Here is a 21,397-nt window from a genome sequence, read left to right on the forward strand (position 1 = left end):
TTTTTGTTGTCTGGGGTTTATAAATAGCCAATACCCCATGTCGAAGACAGTCTCAGTAATGTCCGCACTTGTACATCCTTGAATCATAACATTCGTATCCTTTTAGAAAGCTTAACCATTTTATGCAAGGTTACGGCATACATCATGCTGAGTGTAATCAGGTTTAATGCCCCGTAAATAATTAACCATTATTGCGAAGCGGTATTACTTAGATATAGAAAATACCACTTTGTAAATAAACATTAAGTTCATGCTTATCTGCTATTTTATTCATGTAACATAACTAGGCGTGCAGAAGTTGTGCGTGTTAAAATCAAATTTTTATAATGCCAAAATAGAGGTGTCAATTGCCCACTGCTGACTACCAAACTGTTCTAGATGAAATAGCGCACGAAGTGCGCCCTTTGTTATCACAAGGTAAGGTTGCAGATTACATTCCTGCACTTGCTGAGATTTCTAGCGAGCAGTTTTCTATTGCTATTTATACCACTGATGGTGAAACCATTTGTGCGGGGGATTGCAGCAAACGTTTCACTATTCAGTCAGTTTCTAAAGTGATGACGCTTACAATGGCCCTGCAGCGCTATGGTGATGAGCTATGGCACCGGGTAGGCAAAGAGCCCTCTGGAACCGCGTTTAACTCTCTTACACAGTTGGAGTTCGAAAAAGGCGTACCACGTAATCCTTTCATTAATGCAGGTGCGATTGTGACGTGCGATGCTTTGTACAGTCGATTATCTGCACCTCGCCACTCAATGCTTGAAACGTTTAGGTTACTCTCAGGTAATAGTGCAATAGTGATTGATAAAAAAGTCGCCAATTCTGAGTACGAGTTTAGGCATAGAAATGCTGCAATGGCGCATTTAATGAAGTCGTTTGGTAATTTTGAGAATGACGTAGATGATGTACTTTGGTCTTACTTTAATTTTTGTGCAATCGAACTTAACTGTATTGAGTTAGCTAGAGCGTATAACTTTTTAGCAAATAAAGGCGTTGATTACAGCTCGGGTAAACGTGTTTTAAGTAGCCGTCAGAATAAACAACTAAATTCGCTTTTATTTACTAGTGGCTTGTATGATGCAGCAGGAGATTTTGGCTACAGAGTAGGTATGCCGGGTAAATCGGGTGTGTCAGGCACTATATTAGCAGTTTTACCGGGTAAGTTTACGGTGGCTGTATATTCACCTGGGCTTAATGAATTTGGTAATTCGGTAGCGGGGATAGCAGCATTAGAGCTGCTATCTAAAAAGCTCGATATTTCGATTTTCTAAAATACCGCAATAGGGAGTACGTATAGCTCCCTATTTATTGGTCCCAATACACTTGCTCTAGGCAGTCTTCGCGCTCTGGTAGGCCACGAGATAAACGCGGCGAGTGCTGTACTAATACCTCGTAGCTCGCGCGGTTAGCGTATTTACTAATTTGTGCAAGAGAAGAATAAGTAATGGCCTTTTGTTCGTGCTTTGCTGAATTGGCGACATTTAATTTATGATAAACGTTTGCTGATAAATCGTGTAACACGGCAGCCAACGCACAATCGCCAGCACCATTGGTATTTTTGATTGAATCAGGCCCACCCATGAATGGCGCAGTGTGGCTATAGGCTTTTATCGGGTTTTCGCAATCGTTTTTTTTCATTGCGCGAGAAAATTCATAGCGATTGAAATCGGCAATTGCCCCCGGTAATAGTGGATACTCGGTTGCCCGTTTAAAGCTTTCATCAACATAACCGGCCATAAATAAGCCTTTTTCGCCGGCGGTACAAATAACCAAGTCGACCCAGTCAAGTGCTTTGTCTGCGGCTAATAGTGGGTCTTCAAAGCCAGTAATTGCCAGTCCTTCTTCTTCGTTCATGGCGAGTATATCTACATGCTCGTTTACAAAGTTAGCCCACCAGGTTGGATCTTGTTCAATTAAAAACTTAGTGCCCAGTGTTAAAACTACCGGTACACCTGCATCGTTAGCGTATTTAACTGCTTGTAGGGTTGCTTCAGTCATTGTTTCATCACCCTGTGTGCGCATTAGATAGGCGCTGATCACAAGGGCAGAAGATTGCTCGATTAAGTGTTTATCGATAGACTCAGGCTTTAAATGATTCATTAAACCAGCACTAATCGCGAATGTACGCTCGCCAGTTTCATCAATTAAGGTAAAGCAACGGCCAATAGGTCCATCTACAGGTTGTAAATAGTCTAAATCAACGCGACTTGATGTGTTACATAAAAAGCGATAGGCATAGCTGCCTATTTTTATGTTTTCACTCATAACACCAAGCAATACTGAGCGATCGTCTGCAAGTACTGAGTAGTTATGCATTGTGTTACCAATGGTGCCACCGGCAAACTCGTAATCAACCATATTGTTTAATTTTAAACGGTCGTATAGGGCGTTGGTAATATCGCTATCAATAACTTGCGACATACCACGGCGAAGTTGAAACTCGTCTAAAAAAGCCTGATCGACTTTGGCTTCAATATCAACAACGATCTGATCGATTCCCGTAATGTAACTACGCTGTAATCGCTCAGTGGCGTTTAGTTGATTAGTAAGTGGATCTTTAGCTTCCACTGGAAAATAATGTTTATGTCTGCGGCGTCCAGGAAATTTCATTTGCTACCTGTGTTGTGAGCTAAATAAAAAAAGCGTGAGATTATAGCGTAAATCACACTCTATGAGCCACGATAAACCACATTATTTTGTTTTATTTTTGCAATAATTTATTCAATTTCGCATTTTAAACAAGCAAATTGATATAATAGCGACAGAAAATTTATTTAAAGTAAGTAATATGAACGATCTTAAAAGCGATGAGTATTGGATGGAGCAGGCATTGGTGTATGCCAATAAAGCGCAGCAATTGGGCGAAATTCCGGTGGGAGCAGTTCTTGTCAAAGACAACACACTTATTGCTGCAGGGTATAATCGTTCAATTACTGATAACGACCCTTCTGCGCACGCTGAAATGATTGCAGTGCGAGAAGGAGGAAGAGCTTTAAATAATTACCGTTTAATTGATTGCACCTTGTACGTTACGTTAGAACCGTGCTCTATGTGTGCTGGGCTGTTAGTGCACAGTAGAATAAAGCGTTTGGTGTATGGTGCGCCCGATGCTAAAACGGGCTCGGCTGGATCTATTATGAACTTATTGCAAGAGCCGAGGCTGAACCATCAGGTAGAGGTATCAGGTGGGGTGCTTGGGCAAACCTGTGGTAGTACTATTTCGGCGTTTTTTAAACAACGCCGAGAGCAAATTAAAGCGGCTAAAAAAGCTGCTCGTCAAATTAGTGGCTAGTTAGCAGCCTCTGAGTCTGCTTCTATCATTTGCTGCATAGCAAACATACGACGACGCCAAATAATTTTTTTATGTAAGTTACGTAGCATTATACGACGTCTGGTGGCTGTCGAATGAATAATATTGCGTTTTAGTTTTTGTGTGCGTCTACGTTTTAGCATGTGTTCTCCTAATGCGTGAGAGTGAGAAAGGCACAAGATATATATTAAAAATCAGGTAAATATACTATAAACACACATTAGTGATCATTTCATGACAAGTAAACAGATTTTTAATTTAGTTATCGCAGTGGTTAATCTTGAAGGAAAAATTAGCGCTCATTAAAACGTAAAGTTAAGTGTGTAATGCTCACATTTAATGTTTAACATGCATGAGCAGCCAATTAAAAAATGTAAATATAAACCCTTTACTGAGACTGCTGCGTGTTATTTTCACTTTGCTTACTTTTTTCTTCAGGTGAAAGCGAAGGGGTAGGCTCGGTTTTATCGTTGTTTACAGGCTCTTTGCTTGGCTGAGCCGCTTTTTCAACTTTAGGTGTTTCAGGCTCTGGCGCTAAGGCATTATTTTCATCAAGCCAAACAAGTGCATCGTAATATCTGCGAATATTATCAACATATTTTACCGCAACATCGCCACGCGCATAACCGTAACGGGTTTTACGGTAATAACGTTTTTTGATTAAAAGTGGTAAGCGCTTTTTAACATCGGCCCATTTATCAGGGCTCGCCCCTTGTTGTTCGGTAATAATGCGCGCGTCGTTAACGTGCCCCCAGCCTACATTATAGGCTGCCAGTGCAAGCCAAGTTCTATCAGGCTGCGGGATTCTATCGGGGATGCGTTTAACAAGCTTAGCTAAGTATTTAGCGCCACCGCGGATGTTTTGCTCTGGCTCTAGTCTATTAGTCACGCCCACCTGTTTAGCAGTACTACGTGTAAGCATCATAATGCCTCGTACACCCGTAGGCGATTTAGCACGTGGGTTCCACATAGACTCTTGATAACTAAGTGCGGCAAGTAAGCGCCAGTCTAGGCTGCCTGCATACTGCTCAAACCAAGGTCTGTATGTGGGGAGTGTTTCTTTTATAGCCTCTATGTATGCAAGCGTATTAACGTAGTTGAATTGGCGTACGTGTCCAAAGTACTTTTCTTCAAGCACATACAATTGGTTACTTTGCTTTACCTCACCAAAAAAAGGCACTAGCAATGCATAAAGCGAGTCATCTTTTGATTTATTCAGTATCCAGGCTATGGGGTCATTTCGGGTAACTGAAAAGCCAATACTTAAATTAGGGTGGTAACGTCTAAATAGTGAAAGCGTGTGTGAGTCGGCGAGGGTGTAGTCTATTTCGCCATCAATAACGGCTTGTAAAAGCTCCTCTTCGTCGAGCTCTTCGGTTTCTTGCCAGGTTAAATCTGGGTTGCTCTTTTTTATTTTTTGTAAGGTTAAAGAGTGGCTACTTTTGGCTATAACGGTAAAGTTTCCATCCAGGTCGTCAAATTCACGTGGGCGAACTCGACCCTGTTTATAAACCAACTTTTGGCTAATTGTTCTGTAAGTGGGGCCATAGCGGTATTGTTGTGCACGTACTTTGTTGTAGGTAAGGCCTGAGGCTATTAAATCTAAGTCACCACTTTCAAGGCGCTCAAACATATCGGATAAATTAAAAAACGGCACTATTTCTAGCTCAACACCCAGGTAGTCGGCAAAGGCCTGAGAAAGCTCGTATTCAAAGCCTTGCTCGCCCTGCACGGCTTGGTAGTAGTTGCTGGCACTGGCAAGCGTACCTACACGTATTTTATTTTGTGCTTTAATTTGGGCAAGTTGAGTTTGTTGCTCCTGCATATTACAGGCGCACAACAACATAACTAAAGTGATGATAATTATTAGCTTTTCTTTCAACATTAACCGCCCCATAAAGCTCATACCCCGTTATACCAAAACTTCACTATGGCGTCACTTAGCGTTTAGCTTTTATTGGTAATTTTGCAGCTGTTTATATAAATAAAAAGTTAATTTTCTGAAAAGCGCAATTTGGAGTTAAAACTGAGTGCTACTTAGACTATAATGCCCGCCTAAAATATCGTTCAATCCCTAACCCCGGATGAAATTATCTATGTTGATCCTTCGTGGTGCACCAGCACTTTCAGAGTTCAGAGTTAATAAAATTTTAGCGCGTTGCAAACTATCGCAACTTCCAGTCACCAATGTATATGCCGAGTATGCACATTTTGCCGATTTAACCTCGCCTTTGAGTGTTGATGAGCAAACTAAGCTTGAAAAGCTACTTACTTATGGCCCAACTATTGCCGAGCATACCCCAGCAGGCACACTTATTTTAGTTACACCTCGCCCTGGCACCATTTCACCATGGGCATCTAAAGCAACCGATATAGCACATAACTGTGGTCTTAAACAGGTTCACCGTGTTGAGCGCGGTATTGCTTATTACGTAGAAGGTGAACTAAGTGCAGAGCAACTTGAGCAGGTAGCGGCTTTATTACACGACCGTATGACTGAGGCAACGCATAGCGAGCTTGCTTCGGCAGCACAATTATTCCGTAACGACTCGCCTCGTGAAATGTCATCAGTTGACATTTTAGGTGGCGGGCGCGAAGCATTGGCTGCTGCAAACGTTGAACAAGGTTTTGCGCTTGCTGATGACGAGATTGACTACCTAGTAGAAAACTTTAAAAAGTTAGGCCGTAACCCTAACGACATAGAGTTATTTATGTTTGCCCAAGCAAACTCAGAGCATTGTCGTCATAAAATATTTAACGCTGATTGGACAATTGATGGTATTGAGCAGCCTAAATCGCTGTTTAAAATGATCAAAAATACATTTGAGCACAATCCTGAAAATGTACTGTCGGCGTACAAAGATAACGCAGCAGTAATGAAGGGCTCAAAAGCGGGTCGCTTTTTCCCGAATGCGCAAGGTGAATATGCGTATCATCAAGAAGACATAGAAATTTTAATGAAGGTAGAAACCCATAACCACCCAACAGCGATTGCACCATTTTCTGGTGCGGCTACAGGCTCGGGTGGTGAAATTCGTGATGAAGGCGCAACGGGCCGCGGCTCTAAGCCAAAAGCGGGTTTAGTTGGTTTTACTGTTTCTAACTTACGTATTCCGGGTTACGAGCAACCGTGGGAGAGCGACTTTGGAAAGCCTAACCGTATCGTAAATGCCCTTGATATTATGATGGACGGTCCTTTAGGTGGCGCGGCATTTAATAACGAGTTTGGCCGTCCTAACTTATTAGGGTACTTCCGTACCTACGAAGAAAAAGTAACAAGCCACAACGGTGAAGAGGTGCGCGGTTACCACAAGCCTATTATGCTTGCCGGTGGTTTAGGTAATATTCGTGCTGATCATGTGCAAAAAGGGGATATTCCAGTAGGTGCAAAACTTATTGCACTAGGTGGCCCTGCAATGAATATTGGCTTAGGCGGCGGTGCAGCATCAAGCATGGCATCGGGTCAATCTAACGAAGACTTAGATTTTGCATCTGTACAGCGTGAAAACCCAGAAATGGAACGCCGTTGCCAAGAAGTGATTGATAAGTGTTGGCAACTAGGGGATAAAAACCCAATTGCCTTTATTCACGATGTAGGCGCCGGTGGCTTATCTAATGCATTCCCTGAGCTTGTAGATGATGGTGGCCGTGGTGGTAAATTCCAACTACGTGATATTCCTAACGATGAGCCGGGCATGGCCCCGCACGAAATTTGGTGTAACGAATCGCAAGAACGTTATGTGTTGGCTGTTGCTGTTGAAGACTTTGATCGTTTTGAAGCCATTTGTAAGCGCGAACGTGCGCAGTACGCAGTAATAGGTGAAGCCACAGAAGAGCGCCACTTAACTGTTGCCGACAGCCACTTTGATAATAGCCCTGTTGATTTACCGCTTGATGTATTACTAGGAAAAGCACCTAAAATGCATCGTGATGTAACTTCAAAGCAAGTTACCGGCAAGGCAATTGATGCAGAGTCAATTGATATAGCACAGGCGGCTCAGCGTTTATTACGCTTACCGACAATTGCAGAAAAAACATTTTTAATTACCATTGGCGATCGCTCAGTAACCGGTTTAGTAGCACGGGATCAAATGGTGGGTCCTTGGCAAGTACCTGTGGCTAACTGTGCAGTTACCGCAGCAACGTACGACACTTACCACGGCGAAGCTATGTCACTGGGTGAGCGTACGCCGGCTGCACTATTAAACTACGGTGCATCGGCACGTTTAGCTGTGGCAGAGTCACTAACCAATATTGCCTGTGCCAACATTGGCAGCCTTGAGAACATTAAGCTTTCGGCTAACTGGATGGCTGCAGCCGGTCACCCGGGTGAAGATGCAGGCCTTTATGAAGCTGTAAAAGCGGTAGGCGAAGAGCTTTGTCCTGCGCTTGGTTTAACTATACCTGTAGGTAAAGACTCTATGTCGATGAAAACGACATGGAAAAACGAGGATGATGCAACTGAGCAATCGGTAACGTCGCCCTTATCACTTATTATTACTGCCTTTGGCCGTGTTGACGACGTGCGTAAAACAGTGACTCCGCAGTTACGTACTGATAAAGGCGATACATCACTTATTTTAGTTGACTTAGGTGCGGGTAAAAACCGAATGGGTGCATCAAGCCTTGCACAGGTTTACAAGCAGCTTGGTAATGTTACGCCAGATGTTGACAGCCCTGAGCTACTGAAAGGCTTTTTCAATGCCATGCAAGCACTTGTAGCAGATAGCAAGCTACTTGCTTATCATGACCGCTCAGACGGTGGTTTATTTACTACCGTAACTGAAATGGCATTTGCAGGGCACACAGGTGTGACTGTTGATTTAGCTGGTTTAACAGGGACAGACCTAGAAGCACTTTATAACGAAGAGCTTGGCGCAGTAATTCAAGTTGCTAACAGCGATTTAGAGGCCGTAAATGCTGTATTTGAGCAACATGGTGTGGCTGCAATTAGCCACGTGATTGGCTCGCTTAATAGTGACGATAGCATTGTGTTTAACCGTGGTGAGCAAACAGTACTTAATCATACTCGTACTGAGCTTCGTACAATTTGGGCCGAAACAACGTACCAAATGCAAGCACGTCGTGATAACCCTGATTGTGCAAAGCAGGAGTTTGATGCCAAGTTTGATGCAAAAGATCCAGGCTTAAACGTAAAACTTAACTTTGATTTAAACGAAGATATAGCCGCGCCGTACATTGCAACGGGCGCTAAGCCGCAAATGGCTATTTTACGTGAGCAAGGCGTTAACTCGCATTTAGAAATGGCTGCTGCGTTTAACCGTGCTGGTTTTGCCGCTGTTGATGTACACATGAGCGATATCCTCGAAGGACGCTTAACCCTTGAGCAATTTAAAGGCTTAGTGGCATGTGGCGGTTTCTCTTACGGTGACGTATTAGGTGCCGGTGAAGGCTGGGCTAAGTCTATATTGTTTAACGATATGGCACGTGAACAGTTTAAAAACTTCTTCCACCGTGAAGACACCTTTAGCTTAGGTGTGTGTAATGGTTGTCAAATGTTATCAACGTTGAAAGAGTTAATTCCGGGGACTGAGCATTGGCCACGTTTTGTAACAAATAAGTCAGAGCGTTTTGAAGCACGCTTTAGCTTAGTAGAAATACAAGAAAACCCGTCAGTGTTCTTCAGTGGTATGGCTGGGTCGCGTATGCCAATTGCTGTATCACATGGTGAAGGCCATGCTGAGTTTGCAAATGATGCTGCCACTCAAGCTGCGCTTGACAGCGGCACTGTTGCGGTTAAATTTGTAGATAACTACGGTAACCCGACAACACAATACCCGGCTAACCCAAATGGTTCACCAGAAGGTATTACCGGTATTACCTCTACTGATGGCCGTGCCACTGTAATGATGCCGCACCCTGAGCGTGTATTCCGCACTGTTGCTAACTCGTGGCACCCAGATGAGTGGAAAGAGGATAGCCCGTGGATGCGTATGTTCCGCAATGCACGTAAAAATGTCGGTTAAAAACGCCATATACAAGTTAGATTCATAATCTAGCTGTAAAATAAAAAAGGCTGCACTGTGCAGCCTTTTTTGATTGCGTAGATTTAAAATTACGATAGTTTGTAATACCATTCCGCATAATTAAGTGATCTATTTTGAGGATGTATAAACGTGTTGATAGCAAGGCAAAAAATTCGCTATCTAGTTGTTCTAAATGAGAATTTTTTAACGCAGATAGCGACACGTTTAGCCCCGCAAAATGATTAGATATTATTGCGGATTGGTATAAGGTATGAATAAAAGCTTATAAGGATAGTATGTTAAAGCGCGTTAGTTTAATTATAGGTGCTGTAATGCTAAGTATAGTTTTGCTTGGCTATGTATTTCGTTTGCCACTATTACAATGGGCTGTAGCACCTGCGCTTGAAAAAGCAGGCGTTACTTTAAGTTGTCTAGACTTTTCGCTTACGAGTAAGTTAAATGTGCACGTACAAAAAGCGTGTTTAAGTTATCAAAATCAAGAGCTTGTTGTTACAGGCATTACCGCAAATACTCGGCATGTTGAAATTAAGCAAGCGGCGCTTAATGTCAATCCGTTTCCACAAAGTGATAAAGAAAGCAGCCCTGCAACAATTTTAGATTTAGCCCTTCCTGAAAAAAGGCCAACAATTACAGTTGAGCAACTAAGTATAAACAGTGCGCTTTTAAAGCGCCCGCTTGTGCTAAATATTACCGAGCCTAAGCTTAACCACTTTGTAGTCAATGGTGATTTAAACGCAAGTGCAACGCTTTACAATAATAAGGTACAAGGGCAGCTTAAAGTTAATGATGAATTACTTAAACAGTTACTTAAAACCGATAACGCGTTATTAAATGGGCTTAGCTTTGATTCAGCGCAGGCATTTAGCTTTAACGGAGTAGAGGCAAGCCTTACTGGTGAATTACAAGCCCAGTATGACTATAAAATACAAAGCTGTGATATAACAAACAGCTCCAAAGGTGTGCTAAGTGCTACCTATCATTTAAATAGCCAAAACCTTGAGCTTGACCCAAGCACGCTTAAAAACAATGTAAAACTTAGTAATAACTGCCAAACTCTTATTCCTGAAAGTGCCTACAAGTCATTTGCTGTAAAGCAGCTACCACTTAATTGGCAATGGGCTTTAGCTAAACCAATTAGTGCTGAACATAACACTCTATCTTTACCGTTAATAACGCTCAAAAGCGCAGAGCAAGCCAAGCAAAATATAGATATGACGTTTACAGATACGTTTATAAATACGGCTGCGCCATTACAAAGTGCGCGCACGCAGCTTAAAGCGCAGCTACACACTGATGATATAAAGGCTGTAGTGCTAAATACGCAGCTTGAAAATGAACAACTAAGTGGCAATTACGATATTGCGCTTACTGCTTTGCCTGAATTTTTACCGGCTGAGGCTAATAATGTAAAAGCCGCAGGGGATTTTACAGTTACTAAGCTTATTGACTTTAAGCCCGTAGGTAACGCACGTATTGAACTTAGCTTTGATAGCGCAGCTGCTTATGGCAATGCTCTTACCGGGTACACAGGTAACCTTAAAGCAAGCATGAATGAAAAGCTCGATGCAAAAGTAACGCTTAAAAGTAAGCTTAATAGCGTGCAATACAACGAATTTAAACTTACCGGTATTAATAACACCCTTAGTGCTAGGGCAAACTTAGGTGTGGGTGAGTTATTTGCTCACTTAAATGCAAGCACTCAAATAAACACACTGACAAGCCCAAATGTCGATTTAAATACAATAAACGTGACGTCAACAGGGCTGCAAAGTCGCGCGCTTAAAGCGTCGCATCATGTACTTATAAATGGTGTTGAGCTGGTGGCTAATCACCATGTTTCAAAAGTAGCGCATCCGTTTGAAGTGATTATACCGCAGCAAAGTGTGCTTTCGTTAAATTCGATTATTAGCCAATTTGAGCCATTAGCTCAACTCACTCAAGGCGAGTTTGGCGGGCGTATTAGTGGCGATGTTAATTTACAAAAAGCCAATTTTAATTTAACCGTTGGTGATACCAGCGCGCTTTACAACGATTACTTAGCTAATCAGTTTAGTACGCAATTTAGTGGGCAGTACGATTCAGGGCAGCTTAATGTTGCCCCTACTACCTTTAACGTAAATGAATTAAGAGCGGGCGCGGTAGTTAATAATATTAATGGCAAAATAGAAGTGGTAAATAATAGTGCGCAAGCCTTTAATATAGTTGGCAATGTGTTTGGTGGGGGATTTGAATTAGATAAATACTCGCTTTTAAAACCTCAGCAAACAGCACATGTTACGTTTGAAAATGTTGATGCTAGTAAATTAATAACGCTTGACGATAAGTCGGGTATTACCCTCACCGGTAGGCTAAAAGGGTCGTTGCCATTTTATTTTGATGAAACAGGGGTTGAGGTAAAAAATGGTAGCCTAGCCAACCAAGGCCAAGGGAAGCTTATTATTAGTAATAACGAAGCGTTTGACGCCGTTATGCGCCAGCAACAAGAGTTACAACCTGTACTTGGCTTACTCAAAAATCTTGATATACAAAAGCTTAACAGTACAGTGGCGCTTAAAAGTGATGGCTGGTTAAACTTAGGTGTTAACTTACAAGGCTTTAATGAGCCAGAACAGCAGCAAGTGAACTTTAACTATAACCACGAAGAAAACGTGTTTACGCTACTAAGAGCGCTAAGATTAAGTGACGAAATAACGCAAAAAGTTGAGCAGCAATACGCTAAAAAAGGAAACTAATGATGAAAAATTTGTTGAGCATTAAGGCTATTATTGCACTTGCTGCTATCAGCGCTTTGAGTGCATGTACCCACAGAGTAGAAGTGGCAGCGAAAGAGCCGATAACGATCAATCTAAATGTAAAAGTAGATCACGAAATTCGAGTGAAAGTAGATAAAGAACTCGATAATTTATTCAGTGACGACAGTGAATTATTTTAGGAGCTAAATGATGACTATAAAAAATAAATTAAGTATTGCCGCTCTAGTAAGTGCAGTATGTTTGTCGTTTTCGGCGTGGGCTATCACTTTAGATGATGCTAAAAACCAAGGCTTAGTGGGTGAAGATAGCTCAGGTTACTTAGGGCTTGTTGTACAAAACAGCGAGGCAAAAGCAGTGGTTGAGGAAATTAATGCTAAACGCAAAGCACAGTATTTAAAGCTGGCTAAAAAGAACGATTTATCACTCGCCCAAGTAGAAGCACTCGCAGCAGCTAAAACAATCGAAAAGACCAAAAGTGGCCACTATATTGAAGTGAATGGGAACTGGGTTAAAAAGTAGTATTGAATTTGATACTTAAAGACCGAGCGTTTAGGCGCTCGGTTTTTTTATGTTTGCTAAAAGTTGCTGCCAAAAGACGATGCCTTTTCGCCTTGCAAGCTTTATATTGTGTTCTGGTATAGATTCAGGCTCATTATAGTTATCAAGCGCTTCGCTCATACTCAGTTCGCGTATTAAATGCAGTGTAGGGTAGGGTGCTCGGTTGGTGTAATTTGCTGCATCATCTTCATCGCTGTCGGCAAATACGTAATCGGGGTGAAAATTAGCAATTTGGTATTTACCTTCAAACCCTTGCGCTACCAGTAAGGCATTGGCTAAATCAACTAAATCTAAAAAGCCTTCAAAATCGCTAAAGCCGTTATCAAACAATATTAATGTGGTTTCACGCTCGGGATTTTGATCAAGCTGCACACACTGATCTAGCATGTCCATGACAGCGTCATCAATTTTATCTGCTGGGCTAAGCACATAATGAATACAGTTGTTTTCTACTTCTTTACGGGCAAATGGGCAAAAGTTATATTTTACAATAACAGAAGATACCCACTCGCGGGTTTGGGTAATTGCTTGATGAGTCATGCTTTTGGCTCTAAATACTGATTTATAAGGGTCAATGTTTTTTTAATGGCGCCTTGGTTTTTTACTACACATTGCTGCGCTTTAATCCCCAAACTTTGGCACGCTTTGGTGTTTTGGCTTAAATTAATTAATTGTTTAGCAAGCTCGTCGGTATTTTCAACAACAACGGCCCCTTTAAGTTTAATTAGCTCAGGGTATACATGGTCAAAATTATATGTATGCGGGCCTGTAATAACACCAACTGAAAAAGCAGCAGCTTCAAGTGGGTTGTGCCCACCTCGGCGAATTAAACTGCCGCCTATGTAACTTACATTCGCTGCGCCATATAAACACTGTAGCTCGCCCAATGTATCAGCTAATAGCACGTGCTCGTTTTGATAGTTATTGTCGCTGCGACGACTAAAACTAAGGGCGCTTTGAGCTAACGTCTCGGCTACTTTATCAAACTGTTCAGGGTGGCGCGGTGCAATAATTAAAAGGGCATTAGGGTATTTTTTTAATAGCTGCTGATGAGCGTTTAATATCATTTCGTGTTCTAGCGGGTGAGTAGAGCCTGCCACCCATACAAAACGTTCTTTGGTTTTATACTCGGTTTTAAGATTTGCAATTTTAGTTAGTTGCTCATTGCGTGGTGTAATGTCGAACTTTATTGAGCCTGTAACATGGCTTTTAAAAGAGGGTAAACCCAGTTCTATAAAGCGCTTAGCATCATTTTTATTATGACTTGCGAGCACTGAAATTGAACGCATAATTAATTGCGTTAACCCTGCCACCTTTTGATACCCTTGTTGCGATTTTTCACTCAAGCGAGCATTAAGCACCAATACCGGAATATTTTTTTTATGGCTTATGGCCATTAAATTAGGCCACAGCTCAGTTTCTAAAATACACAGTGCTTGTGGATTTATGCGCTTTAAAAATCGAGCACTCGAACCTGCAAAGTCTATAGGTAAATAACAACACGCCACGGTATGTTTAAATTGTTCGCTAATTTGCGCACGCCCGGTAGGCGTATTACAGGTAATAAGGATATTTAATTGCGGGTGTTGTATTTTAAGTGCTTTAATAAGTGGCGCTGCTGCAAGCACCTCACCTACAGAAGCGCAGTGGAACACAACCGGTTTAGCGCTATTATTAAATAAGTGTTTGCTAATAAAACCAAAGCGCTCTTTAAAGTGCGCGCGGTAGCCTTTATTTTTTTTACCTCTTAGTACATATAAGTAAAATACAATCAGTGGGCTAATTAAAATTAAAGCGAGTGAGTAAAAAATGCGTGCCATACTGAACTTTTATTAAGGTAAGTGGCGCTAGTTTAACGCGAAAGTGATAATTTCTGAACATGTTAAGCACGAAATTATAATTCAGTTCAGCTATATTCCCATAAAATACACACAACTAAATAAAACTATGGAATAATGGATTTAATTTTTTCCTGCCATTTCAGTTCCTAGAGGAATTTTTCATGTCAATTATCGATTCTGTGGCAACAAGCTACGTTGAAAGTTTAAACCGTCATCAAGCCTTATTTGAAACGATGGAGGCTTATCATCAAGAGTCTATGCAATTATTAGAAGCGTGCCACAGTGCATTGCAAGCTGGTGGTAAGGTTATTTGGTTTGGTAACGGTGGCAGTGCAGCTGATGCGCAGCATTTAGCAGCTGAGTTTGTAGTGCGTTATAAATTAGAGCGTGGCCCATTAGCTTCTATCGCACTCACTACAGATACCTCAATCCTGACTGCGCACAGTAACGATTACCACTTTGATACGGTATTTGAGCGCCAAGTTCAGGCTTTATGTAAACCTGAGGATTTAGTGATTGGTTTAACAACCTCAGGTACCAGCGCCAATATTAATCTAGCGCTTGAAGCGGCTAACAAAATTGGCGCGTTTACGGTTGCCTTAACCGGACGCGAGGGCGGTAAAGTAAAAGACATTGCTAAATTGCCCATTATTATAAAAAATGATGAAACAGCCCGTATCCAAGAGGCACATATGTTTATTGGTCATTGGTTGTGTGAAGCCATCGATATGGTTGTTGCGGAGCAGCAGTAATGGATTTATCGCTATTAAAAAACTTGTCTAAAGCGCGTATTTTAGTTGTGGGCGATGTTATGCTAGACCGTTACTGGTATGGCGATACAGGACGTATTTCGCCTGAGGCTCCGGTACCGGTTGTAAAAGTAAGTAAGTTTGAAGATAAAGCAGGTGGCGCTGCCAATGTGGCAAAAAACATTGCTAGACTTGATGCAAAAGTAGGGCTACTTGGTTTAATTGGTGAAGATGAAAGCGGGCAAATTTTAGAAACCATTTTAAAAGGTGAGAAAATAAGTTCTCAACTTGTGAGTGTTTGTGATTTACCGACTATTTCTAAAATGCGTGTTATTAGCCGCCATCAACAACTTGTACGCCTAGATTTAGAAGAAACCTTTAGCGAGCAGCATAGCCAGCTGTTATTAAACCGCTTAGAGCTAGTACTTGATGAATACGACTTTGTGGTATTTTCCGATTACAGCAAAGGCTCGTTAAGCTTAATTAAGGAGATGGTGAGCGTTGCTAAAGCCGCAGGTAAAACTGTACTGATTGACCCTAAGTCGCCCGATTTACACTTATACGAAGGCGCAGACTACATTACCCCAAATTTACATGAGTTCAATTTAGCAGGTGGTAAAACAGGCTCTGAAGAAATTTTAGCGCAAAGCGCCCGTGAACTAATTAGCAAAAATGGTATTAAAGCCATGCTACTTACACGCTCAGAGCAAGGTATGTCATTAATTAATGCCGATGAAAAACATGACTTTGCGGCTCAGCAGTTAGAAGTAAGCGATGTAACTGGCGCAGGTGATACCGTAATTGCAACTTTAGCTGTAATGCTTGGAGCAGGTATGGCCCCTAAAGATGCAGTAGAAATTGCTAATTTAGCCGCCGGTATTGTGGTAAGTAAATTGGGTGCGGCAACAGTGTCACCAGAAGAGCTAAGCCAAAAGCTTGGTCAATACTTACACACCAATGGCGAGCACTACCAAACGCCGTTTGACGATGTACTGCAACATATTGAGTTTGCTAAGCAAAACGGCGAAACGATAGTGTTTACCAATGGCTGTTTTGATATTTTACACGCAGGCCACGTGCGCTATTTAGCACAAGCCAAAGCGCGCGGAGATAGACTCGTTGTTGGGCTAAACAATGATGATTCAATTACCCGTTTAAAAGGCCCTGAGCGCCCAATAAACCCACTTGATGAGCGCGCAATGGTATTAAGTGCACTTGCCTCTGTTGATTGGGTAATACCCTTTGGCAGCGCTGAGGAAAACGACACGCCAGCTAAATTAATCGAGCAAATTAGCCCTGATATTTTAGTAAAAGGTGGTGATTATACTGTAGAGCAAATAGCAGGGGCCGATCATGTCCTGCGCCATGGTGGAAAAGTAGAAGTACTGACGTTTTTAGATGGTTGCTCTACATCAAAAGTGATTAGTAAAATAAAGCAGTGATATAGATATTTGTTTCAAATAAAAAGGGTTGAAAACGCAGTTTTCAACCCTTTTTATTATTACGCATACAATTTTTTAAAAGTTATATTCGTACTTAGCAAACGCTGAGGTGTCGTTTTCAGCGCCATCATTGTTTGATGCAAAAGCGCCAAGCGTTAAGCGCCCACCCATTGCAAGTTGCCTGTAACGAAGCTCAACTTGTTTTGAGTTATAACCAGTTTTGGTAATTGTATTACCTAAGTCTGGGTTGTTAGGGTAGCGATCGCGATTATCGCTGTTGTAATCAACGCTACGCAGCTTTACTTGCCAATCATCACCATTTGAAAGTTGGCCAAGTAGTGTTAACACGACTGACTGTGCATCGTTATCATAGGTTGAGCCAATAGTGCGGCCATGGTAACGATAGCCCGAATTATAATCTGAGTGTTCGTAGTAGCAGTTTTCATTGGTTGATTCGGCCGAGCACGATACACCTGTGTCTATGTATTCAACGTTAACGAGCACATTTTGATTGTAAATGCGCTGCGTAGTTTGTACGCCAAATAAGTATGCTCTGTCGGCTGGTTTAAATTGCGAGCTGGCATCTTCGCCAATTGTACTTGCGTAGATGGCATAAGGATGACTAAATAAAGTGTCAGACCAACGCACATCTATGCCAGCAAGCTGATTACCGATTTTAGACTCTAGAGAACTATCGCAATTTTCATTGCCATCAATACAATTTGTTTGCCCAGTAATTACATCAATGAAATCACCTGCCGAGCTTGGTTGGCCTTCGCCAGCCCACTGTGCAGACCAACTTAAAGCAACCTCTAGTTGCTGCATTGGACGAAAGTTTAAACGGCTACTCCAAAGTAATGCATCAGGAATAACGCGGGTTGATTCTAACTTTGCCATTTGCGCGGTAAAGCTCCACTGGCCAAGCCAACTTAACCAAGGCGTTTCAAACGCTGTGCTTTGCTCACGGGTTACACTGAGTGCTGGCAGTGGCTTTGCATTACCCGACATAATTAAACTGTTATCAACACCTGGGCCCCAAAACTGCTCTATGGCACCGGCTCTAAAAATCCAATTACCTAAGCGGTAGGCTAAGTAGCTATCGTCAAATGAGGTATCGTTACACTCTTCAAGTGCTTGTTCGTTAGTGGCTATATCATCGGTTTTTTTGCCCTCAACCAAGCATTGTTTACCATCGTTTCGGTAATTAACGGCTACCTTTGCTGCAAAGTTATCGCCAAGGTAAGCGTAGGCTGCTGAAAGCTCAGACTCCTGTGTGTTGGTTGCTCCAAAGCTGGTGGCTATAATTGGGTCTGATGCAGCAAACGCTGAGAGTTGTACACTGTGCGAGCTACTGTTTTCAGACTTATAACGATGTTTTACACGAAGTAATGCATCTTGAAGGCTGGGAGATAAAAGCTCAAGCTTGCTCGATTCTAACTCCCCAATAAAACTTTTCCACATTAGCGGGTAGGTGGTTACAGGCGCTAAAATAACACCGGCATCAGCCAGCTGTTGTATATCGGCTCTGAGTCCGTAATCGTCTGGCTTTACCCAGGGCTCTGCCGTTACTGATGCGCTCATAGCGCAAAAAAGAGAAGAAAGTAGAAAAATTCTGTTTCGCAAAGTTCAGATCCTTGTGATTAAGATTGCGGCTAAGTTTACCAATCTAGCAAGGCTATTGCAGTAAATAATCTATTTTATGGCGTTAAATTTGTGTATAAAAATGTAACCTAGCTATCGTAAAAACAATGGGATTGATATACTGCTGCGCAAATAGGAAATAGAGAATGCAATGAGCAACAAACGACTTTTATTCATACCCGTATCATCGCCACAAGGAATAGGCGAATACATGCGCTCGTTGTTGCTAGCTCAAAGCTTAGAAAGTGAATGCCCAGGTTCACTTAGTATCCATTTTGTTTTAAATAAACACACGGCCTACGCTAAAAACTGCCCATTTGATGCCACCTTGCTTGAGCGCTCCGCAACTAAAGAGCGCGATAAAGTGTGTGAAGTTATCGCTGATTTTAAACCCGACATTGTTATATTTGACTGTGCAGGGCGCGCAGCTCACATGAAAGCGGCCAAAAAAGTGGGTGCCAAAGTGGTATTTATTTCTCAACATGCCAAAAAAAGGGCGAAAGGGTTAAAGCTTAACCGTATTAATTTAATTGATAGCCATTGGGTGGTACAGCCCGATTACTGCATTGAACCTCTGAGCTGGGCTGAAAAAGCTAAAATAGATATGTTTTCTTTGGCTATGCCTAAAAATGTGGGCCCTTACATAGCATTTTCATCAGCGTGTGATACCAAACAGGTGTTAAAAAAATATCAGCTTGATGAACAAGGCTACTTTATTGTGAGTGCAGGCTCTGGCGGTCACATGCTAGATAACCAAAACTGTGCAGATGTATTTTTTGCCGCCGCAGAGCAGGTTTCATTACAAACAGGCTTAAAAGCAGTGGTGGTATTTGGCCCTAACTATAATAAAGCGTTGCCAGTATCAAATGCGGTTTTAAATTTAAATACGTTAGAAAATAGTGAGTTTTTGTCGCTTATGGAACAAGCAAAATTCGCGTTGTTAAGTGCTGGCGACACCCTATTGCAAGCCATTGCGGTTAAAACACCTGTTGTAGCCTGTGCTATTTCAAAAGATCAAACACAGCGCTTAGCAAGTTGCACCACAACCGGTGTGGTAATTAAAGCGAACTTTGAAATTCAAGACATAGTAAATAAAGTCAGTGCTTTGCTAATAGAGCCTGATTTTAACCAGCTTTTAGAAAAATACGCTTTGCTTGAAAGCACGCATAGCTATGAAGAAATAACGCAAGGGGTTAAAAGCATGCTAATGGTTGCCGATAGATGAATATAGTGATTGTAATAGATTCATTAGCGGGTGGCGGCGCCGAAAAAGTGATGTTAACCCTTGCTCAGCAGTTAGTAAAAGCGCATAGCGTGACTATTTTATCGCTGGCTAATAAATATGAATACACTATCCCTGCGTGTATTAAGGTTGAAAGTTTATTCACCGATAAAGCCACTAAAGTGGATCGTTTTTGGAAAATAAATAAAAGTGTAGCAAAGCTAGAAGCGTGGTTTAATAACAAACAAAAACAAACTGGCCCTATAGATTTAGTACTTAGCAATTTAGACAGAAGCAATAACTTATTGGCTAAGAGCCAGATTAAAAATGTTCACTTTGTTATGCATAACTCTGTTAATGCAGAGCTTGCTAGGCAAAAAAAATTAGGCCCGCTATCTTATCACTACCTTAAAAAGTCAAAGCAAAACTTAAATGGAAAATCTTTGGTGTGCGTGTCTAAAGGGGTAGAGCGCGAAATTACTCAAGGGCGTTTAATTAGCCCAAGTGCCATCACCACTATTTATAATCCCTTTAATTTAGAGGATATAAAGCAGCTCTCAGATGAGGTGAATGCGCAAATTCCGCAATCGCCGTATATTATTCATGTAGGGCGGTTAGCTAAACAAAAGCGCCATGATATTTTATTTGCGGCATTTGCAAAGCTTGATAAAAAATACAAATTAGTCCTTCTATGCAATAAGCCTAGCAAAGCATTTAAGCTTGCCAAAGCGCATGGTATTGAGGAGCAACTTATAGTGCCTGGGTTTGAACAAAATCCGTATAACTGGATAAAGCAGGCCGAGGCGTTAGTTTTAAGCTCTGATTTTGAAGGGCTCCCCACAGTGTTAATTGAAGCACTCGCTGTGGGTACGCCAGTGGTAAGTACTAACTGCACGTTTGGGCCGAGTGAAATTTTAACAAACGATTTAGCCAAATATTTAGCACCGGTAGGGCATAGCGATGAGCTAGCAGCTAAAATTGAGCTGGTTTTAAACACTAAGCCTAATGTAGCTAATGCCGATATTTTACAAAAGGTAACGGCCGACCAAGTTGCTAAGCAATACCTAGCTTTGTGTGGTTAACTGGCTTTTATAAAGCGTTAATAACGTTTGCCAGTCATTATCTTGCCAATAAAATGCGTTGTTGCGTCCTCGCTCTTTTAAAAATGAGCGCTCTAAACGGGCCATATTACTTTGTTGCCACTGTTTATTTAATGGTTTTATTTCACCGCGATCAAAGTCGATAATATACACTTTGCCCGTTTCATTAAATAAAATATTATTTATATTTAAATCCGCGTGATACACGCCTTTTGAGTGAAAGAGAGCCACAGTACTGGCAATGCGCTCTAGCTCATCGCCCGTTAGTGGGCGTTCAATTAAAATATCTAGCAGGCTTTTAGCCCCTTTTACAGCCTCAGTAATTATATCACCACGATAAATTAAGCCTGTGGTTGTTACTTTAGCGGCAATGGGTTTTGGCACATTTAAACCAAGCTCAATAAGCGTTATCATTAAGCTGAACTCTTTATACACGCGGGTGCTTTCAAGGCCAGGGTAAAGGTATTGATCGCTTAATAATTTACCCACTAAACCACCTCGCCAGTAGTGTCTAAGTACAGCGGTTAAATTATCGTGTTTAAAAAACCAGGCTGTGGCACGGCCTTTTTTAGCGCCGACTATTTTATTTTGTTGTTGCCAGTAATCTGCATCAAACCAATTTAAATCAACCTCGTTAGTATAATCGGGGTGGCTTAAAATAGTGTGTTTGCCTTGCGTTAGTGTTTTAAACATAGCTCGTAAAAGTAATTTAATAATACGTGTATATTAACGTGTTTTATAGCGCAGCATAAGTGCTTGCATTAGCGCGAGTA

General features: G+C 41.7%; 17 protein-coding genes. 10 read left to right on the top strand and 7 right to left on the bottom strand.

Annotated elements, in window-relative coordinates:
- Nucleotides 1-347: 347 nt before the first annotated feature.
- Nucleotides 348-1,271 (top strand): glutaminase B, encoded by a 924-nt coding sequence (gene glsB, locus CWC17_RS16385; RefSeq protein ID WP_055014878.1) that lies wholly within the window; start codon nt 348-350, stop codon nt 1,269-1,271.
- Between the two features lie 34 nt (nt 1,272-1,305).
- Here glsB and CWC17_RS16390 read toward each other — a convergent pair whose 3' ends face one another.
- On the bottom strand, nt 1,306-2,610 hold the full coding sequence (locus CWC17_RS16390) for an inosine/guanosine kinase (protein ID WP_138614062.1): 1,305 nt from the start codon (nt 2,608-2,610) through the stop codon (nt 1,306-1,308).
- A 178-nt stretch (nt 2,611-2,788) separates the two neighbouring features.
- Between CWC17_RS16390 and tadA the strand changes: the two genes are divergently transcribed.
- The gene (tadA, locus tag CWC17_RS16395) at nt 2,789-3,292 is read left to right on the top strand and encodes a tRNA adenosine(34) deaminase TadA (protein ID WP_055017620.1); all 504 of its coding nucleotides are present in this window, start codon (nt 2,789-2,791) and stop codon (nt 3,290-3,292) included.
- Here the strand turns inward: tadA and CWC17_RS19395 are convergent.
- Together CWC17_RS19395 and mltF are read right to left on the bottom strand one after the other, a co-directional pair.
- Nucleotides 3,289-3,453 carry a hypothetical protein gene (locus tag CWC17_RS19395; RefSeq protein WP_162838352.1) on the bottom strand — a complete coding sequence of 55 codons (165 nt, stop codon included), beginning with the start codon at nt 3,451-3,453 and terminating at the stop codon, nt 3,289-3,291. The genes tadA and CWC17_RS19395 overlap by 4 nt on opposite strands.
- Nucleotides 3,454-3,698: 245 nt before the next feature.
- Nucleotides 3,699-5,195, bottom strand: coding sequence for a membrane-bound lytic murein transglycosylase MltF (mltF, locus tag CWC17_RS16400; protein WP_138614064.1), 1,497 nt, complete (start codon nt 5,193-5,195; stop codon nt 3,699-3,701).
- Nucleotides 5,196-5,406: 211 nt separating this feature from the next.
- Between mltF and purL the strand changes: the two genes are divergently transcribed.
- The 4 genes from purL (at nt 5,407) to CWC17_RS16425 (ending at nt 12,590) form a co-directional block, all read left to right on the top strand.
- Nucleotides 5,407-9,297, top strand: a complete 3,891-nt coding sequence (gene purL / locus CWC17_RS16405) for a phosphoribosylformylglycinamidine synthase (protein WP_138614066.1) — start codon at nt 5,407-5,409, stop codon at nt 9,295-9,297.
- Nucleotides 9,298-9,593: 296 nt separating this feature from the next.
- Nucleotides 9,594-12,050 (top strand): intermembrane phospholipid transport YdbH family protein, encoded by a 2,457-nt coding sequence (locus CWC17_RS16415; protein WP_138614068.1) that lies wholly within the window; start codon nt 9,594-9,596, stop codon nt 12,048-12,050.
- Between the two features lie 2 nt (nt 12,051-12,052).
- Nucleotides 12,053-12,250 (top strand): YnbE family lipoprotein, encoded by a 198-nt coding sequence (locus CWC17_RS16420; RefSeq protein WP_138541792.1) that lies wholly within the window; start codon nt 12,053-12,055, stop codon nt 12,248-12,250.
- Between the two features lie 10 nt (nt 12,251-12,260).
- A complete protein-coding gene (locus CWC17_RS16425) occupies nt 12,261-12,590 on the top strand; it encodes a YdbL family probable chaperone protein (protein ID WP_138541793.1) in 330 nt (109 codons plus the stop codon).
- 30 nt (nt 12,591-12,620) lie between these two features.
- Here the strand turns inward: CWC17_RS16425 and CWC17_RS16430 are convergent, their stop codons facing one another.
- Nucleotides 12,621-13,169: a DUF1415 domain-containing protein gene (locus CWC17_RS16430; RefSeq protein WP_138614070.1), complete on the bottom strand. Its 549-nt coding sequence runs from the start codon at nt 13,167-13,169 to the stop codon at nt 12,621-12,623.
- Nucleotides 13,166-14,449, bottom strand: coding sequence for a lipid IV(A) 3-deoxy-D-manno-octulosonic acid transferase (waaA, locus tag CWC17_RS16435; RefSeq protein ID WP_138541779.1), 1,284 nt, complete (start codon nt 14,447-14,449; stop codon nt 13,166-13,168). Before waaA ends, CWC17_RS16430 begins: the two co-directional genes overlap by 4 nt.
- Before the next feature lie 182 nt (nt 14,450-14,631).
- Between waaA and CWC17_RS16440 the strand changes: the two genes are divergently transcribed.
- Both CWC17_RS16440 and hldE read left to right on the top strand, forming a co-directional pair.
- The gene (locus tag CWC17_RS16440; protein WP_055014887.1) at nt 14,632-15,222 is read left to right on the top strand and encodes a D-sedoheptulose-7-phosphate isomerase; all 591 of its coding nucleotides are present in this window, start codon (nt 14,632-14,634) and stop codon (nt 15,220-15,222) included.
- Complete coding sequence (gene hldE, locus CWC17_RS16445) at nt 15,222-16,661, top strand: bifunctional D-glycero-beta-D-manno-heptose-7-phosphate kinase/D-glycero-beta-D-manno-heptose 1-phosphate adenylyltransferase HldE (protein ID WP_138614072.1); 1,440 nt, start codon at nt 15,222-15,224, stop codon at nt 16,659-16,661. Before CWC17_RS16440 ends, hldE begins: the two co-directional genes overlap by 1 nt.
- Before the next feature lie 75 nt (nt 16,662-16,736).
- Here the strand turns inward: hldE and CWC17_RS16450 are convergent, their stop codons facing one another.
- Entirely contained in the window at nt 16,737-18,242 is a 1,506-nt protein-coding gene (locus tag CWC17_RS16450) for a capsule assembly Wzi family protein (protein ID WP_138614082.1), read from the bottom strand.
- 211 nt (nt 18,243-18,453) lie between these two features.
- Between CWC17_RS16450 and CWC17_RS16455 the strand changes: the two genes are divergently transcribed.
- Both CWC17_RS16455 and CWC17_RS16460 read left to right on the top strand, forming a co-directional pair.
- Nucleotides 18,454-19,527, top strand: a complete 1,074-nt coding sequence (locus tag CWC17_RS16455; protein WP_138614074.1) for a glycosyltransferase family 9 protein — start codon at nt 18,454-18,456, stop codon at nt 19,525-19,527.
- Nucleotides 19,524-20,606, top strand: coding sequence for a glycosyltransferase (locus CWC17_RS16460; RefSeq protein ID WP_138614076.1), 1,083 nt, complete (start codon nt 19,524-19,526; stop codon nt 20,604-20,606). The genes CWC17_RS16455 and CWC17_RS16460 overlap by 4 nt, the downstream gene beginning before the upstream one ends.
- Here the strand turns inward: CWC17_RS16460 and CWC17_RS16465 are convergent.
- Nucleotides 20,589-21,317, bottom strand: coding sequence for a 3-deoxy-D-manno-octulosonic acid kinase (locus CWC17_RS16465; RefSeq protein ID WP_138541783.1), 729 nt, complete (start codon nt 21,315-21,317; stop codon nt 20,589-20,591). The genes CWC17_RS16460 and CWC17_RS16465 overlap by 18 nt on opposite strands.
- Between the last annotated feature and the right edge of the window lie 80 nt (nt 21,318-21,397).

Source organism: Pseudoalteromonas sp. S3785, from assembly GCF_005887365.1.
Taxonomy (GTDB): Bacteria; Pseudomonadota; Gammaproteobacteria; order Enterobacterales; family Alteromonadaceae; genus Pseudoalteromonas.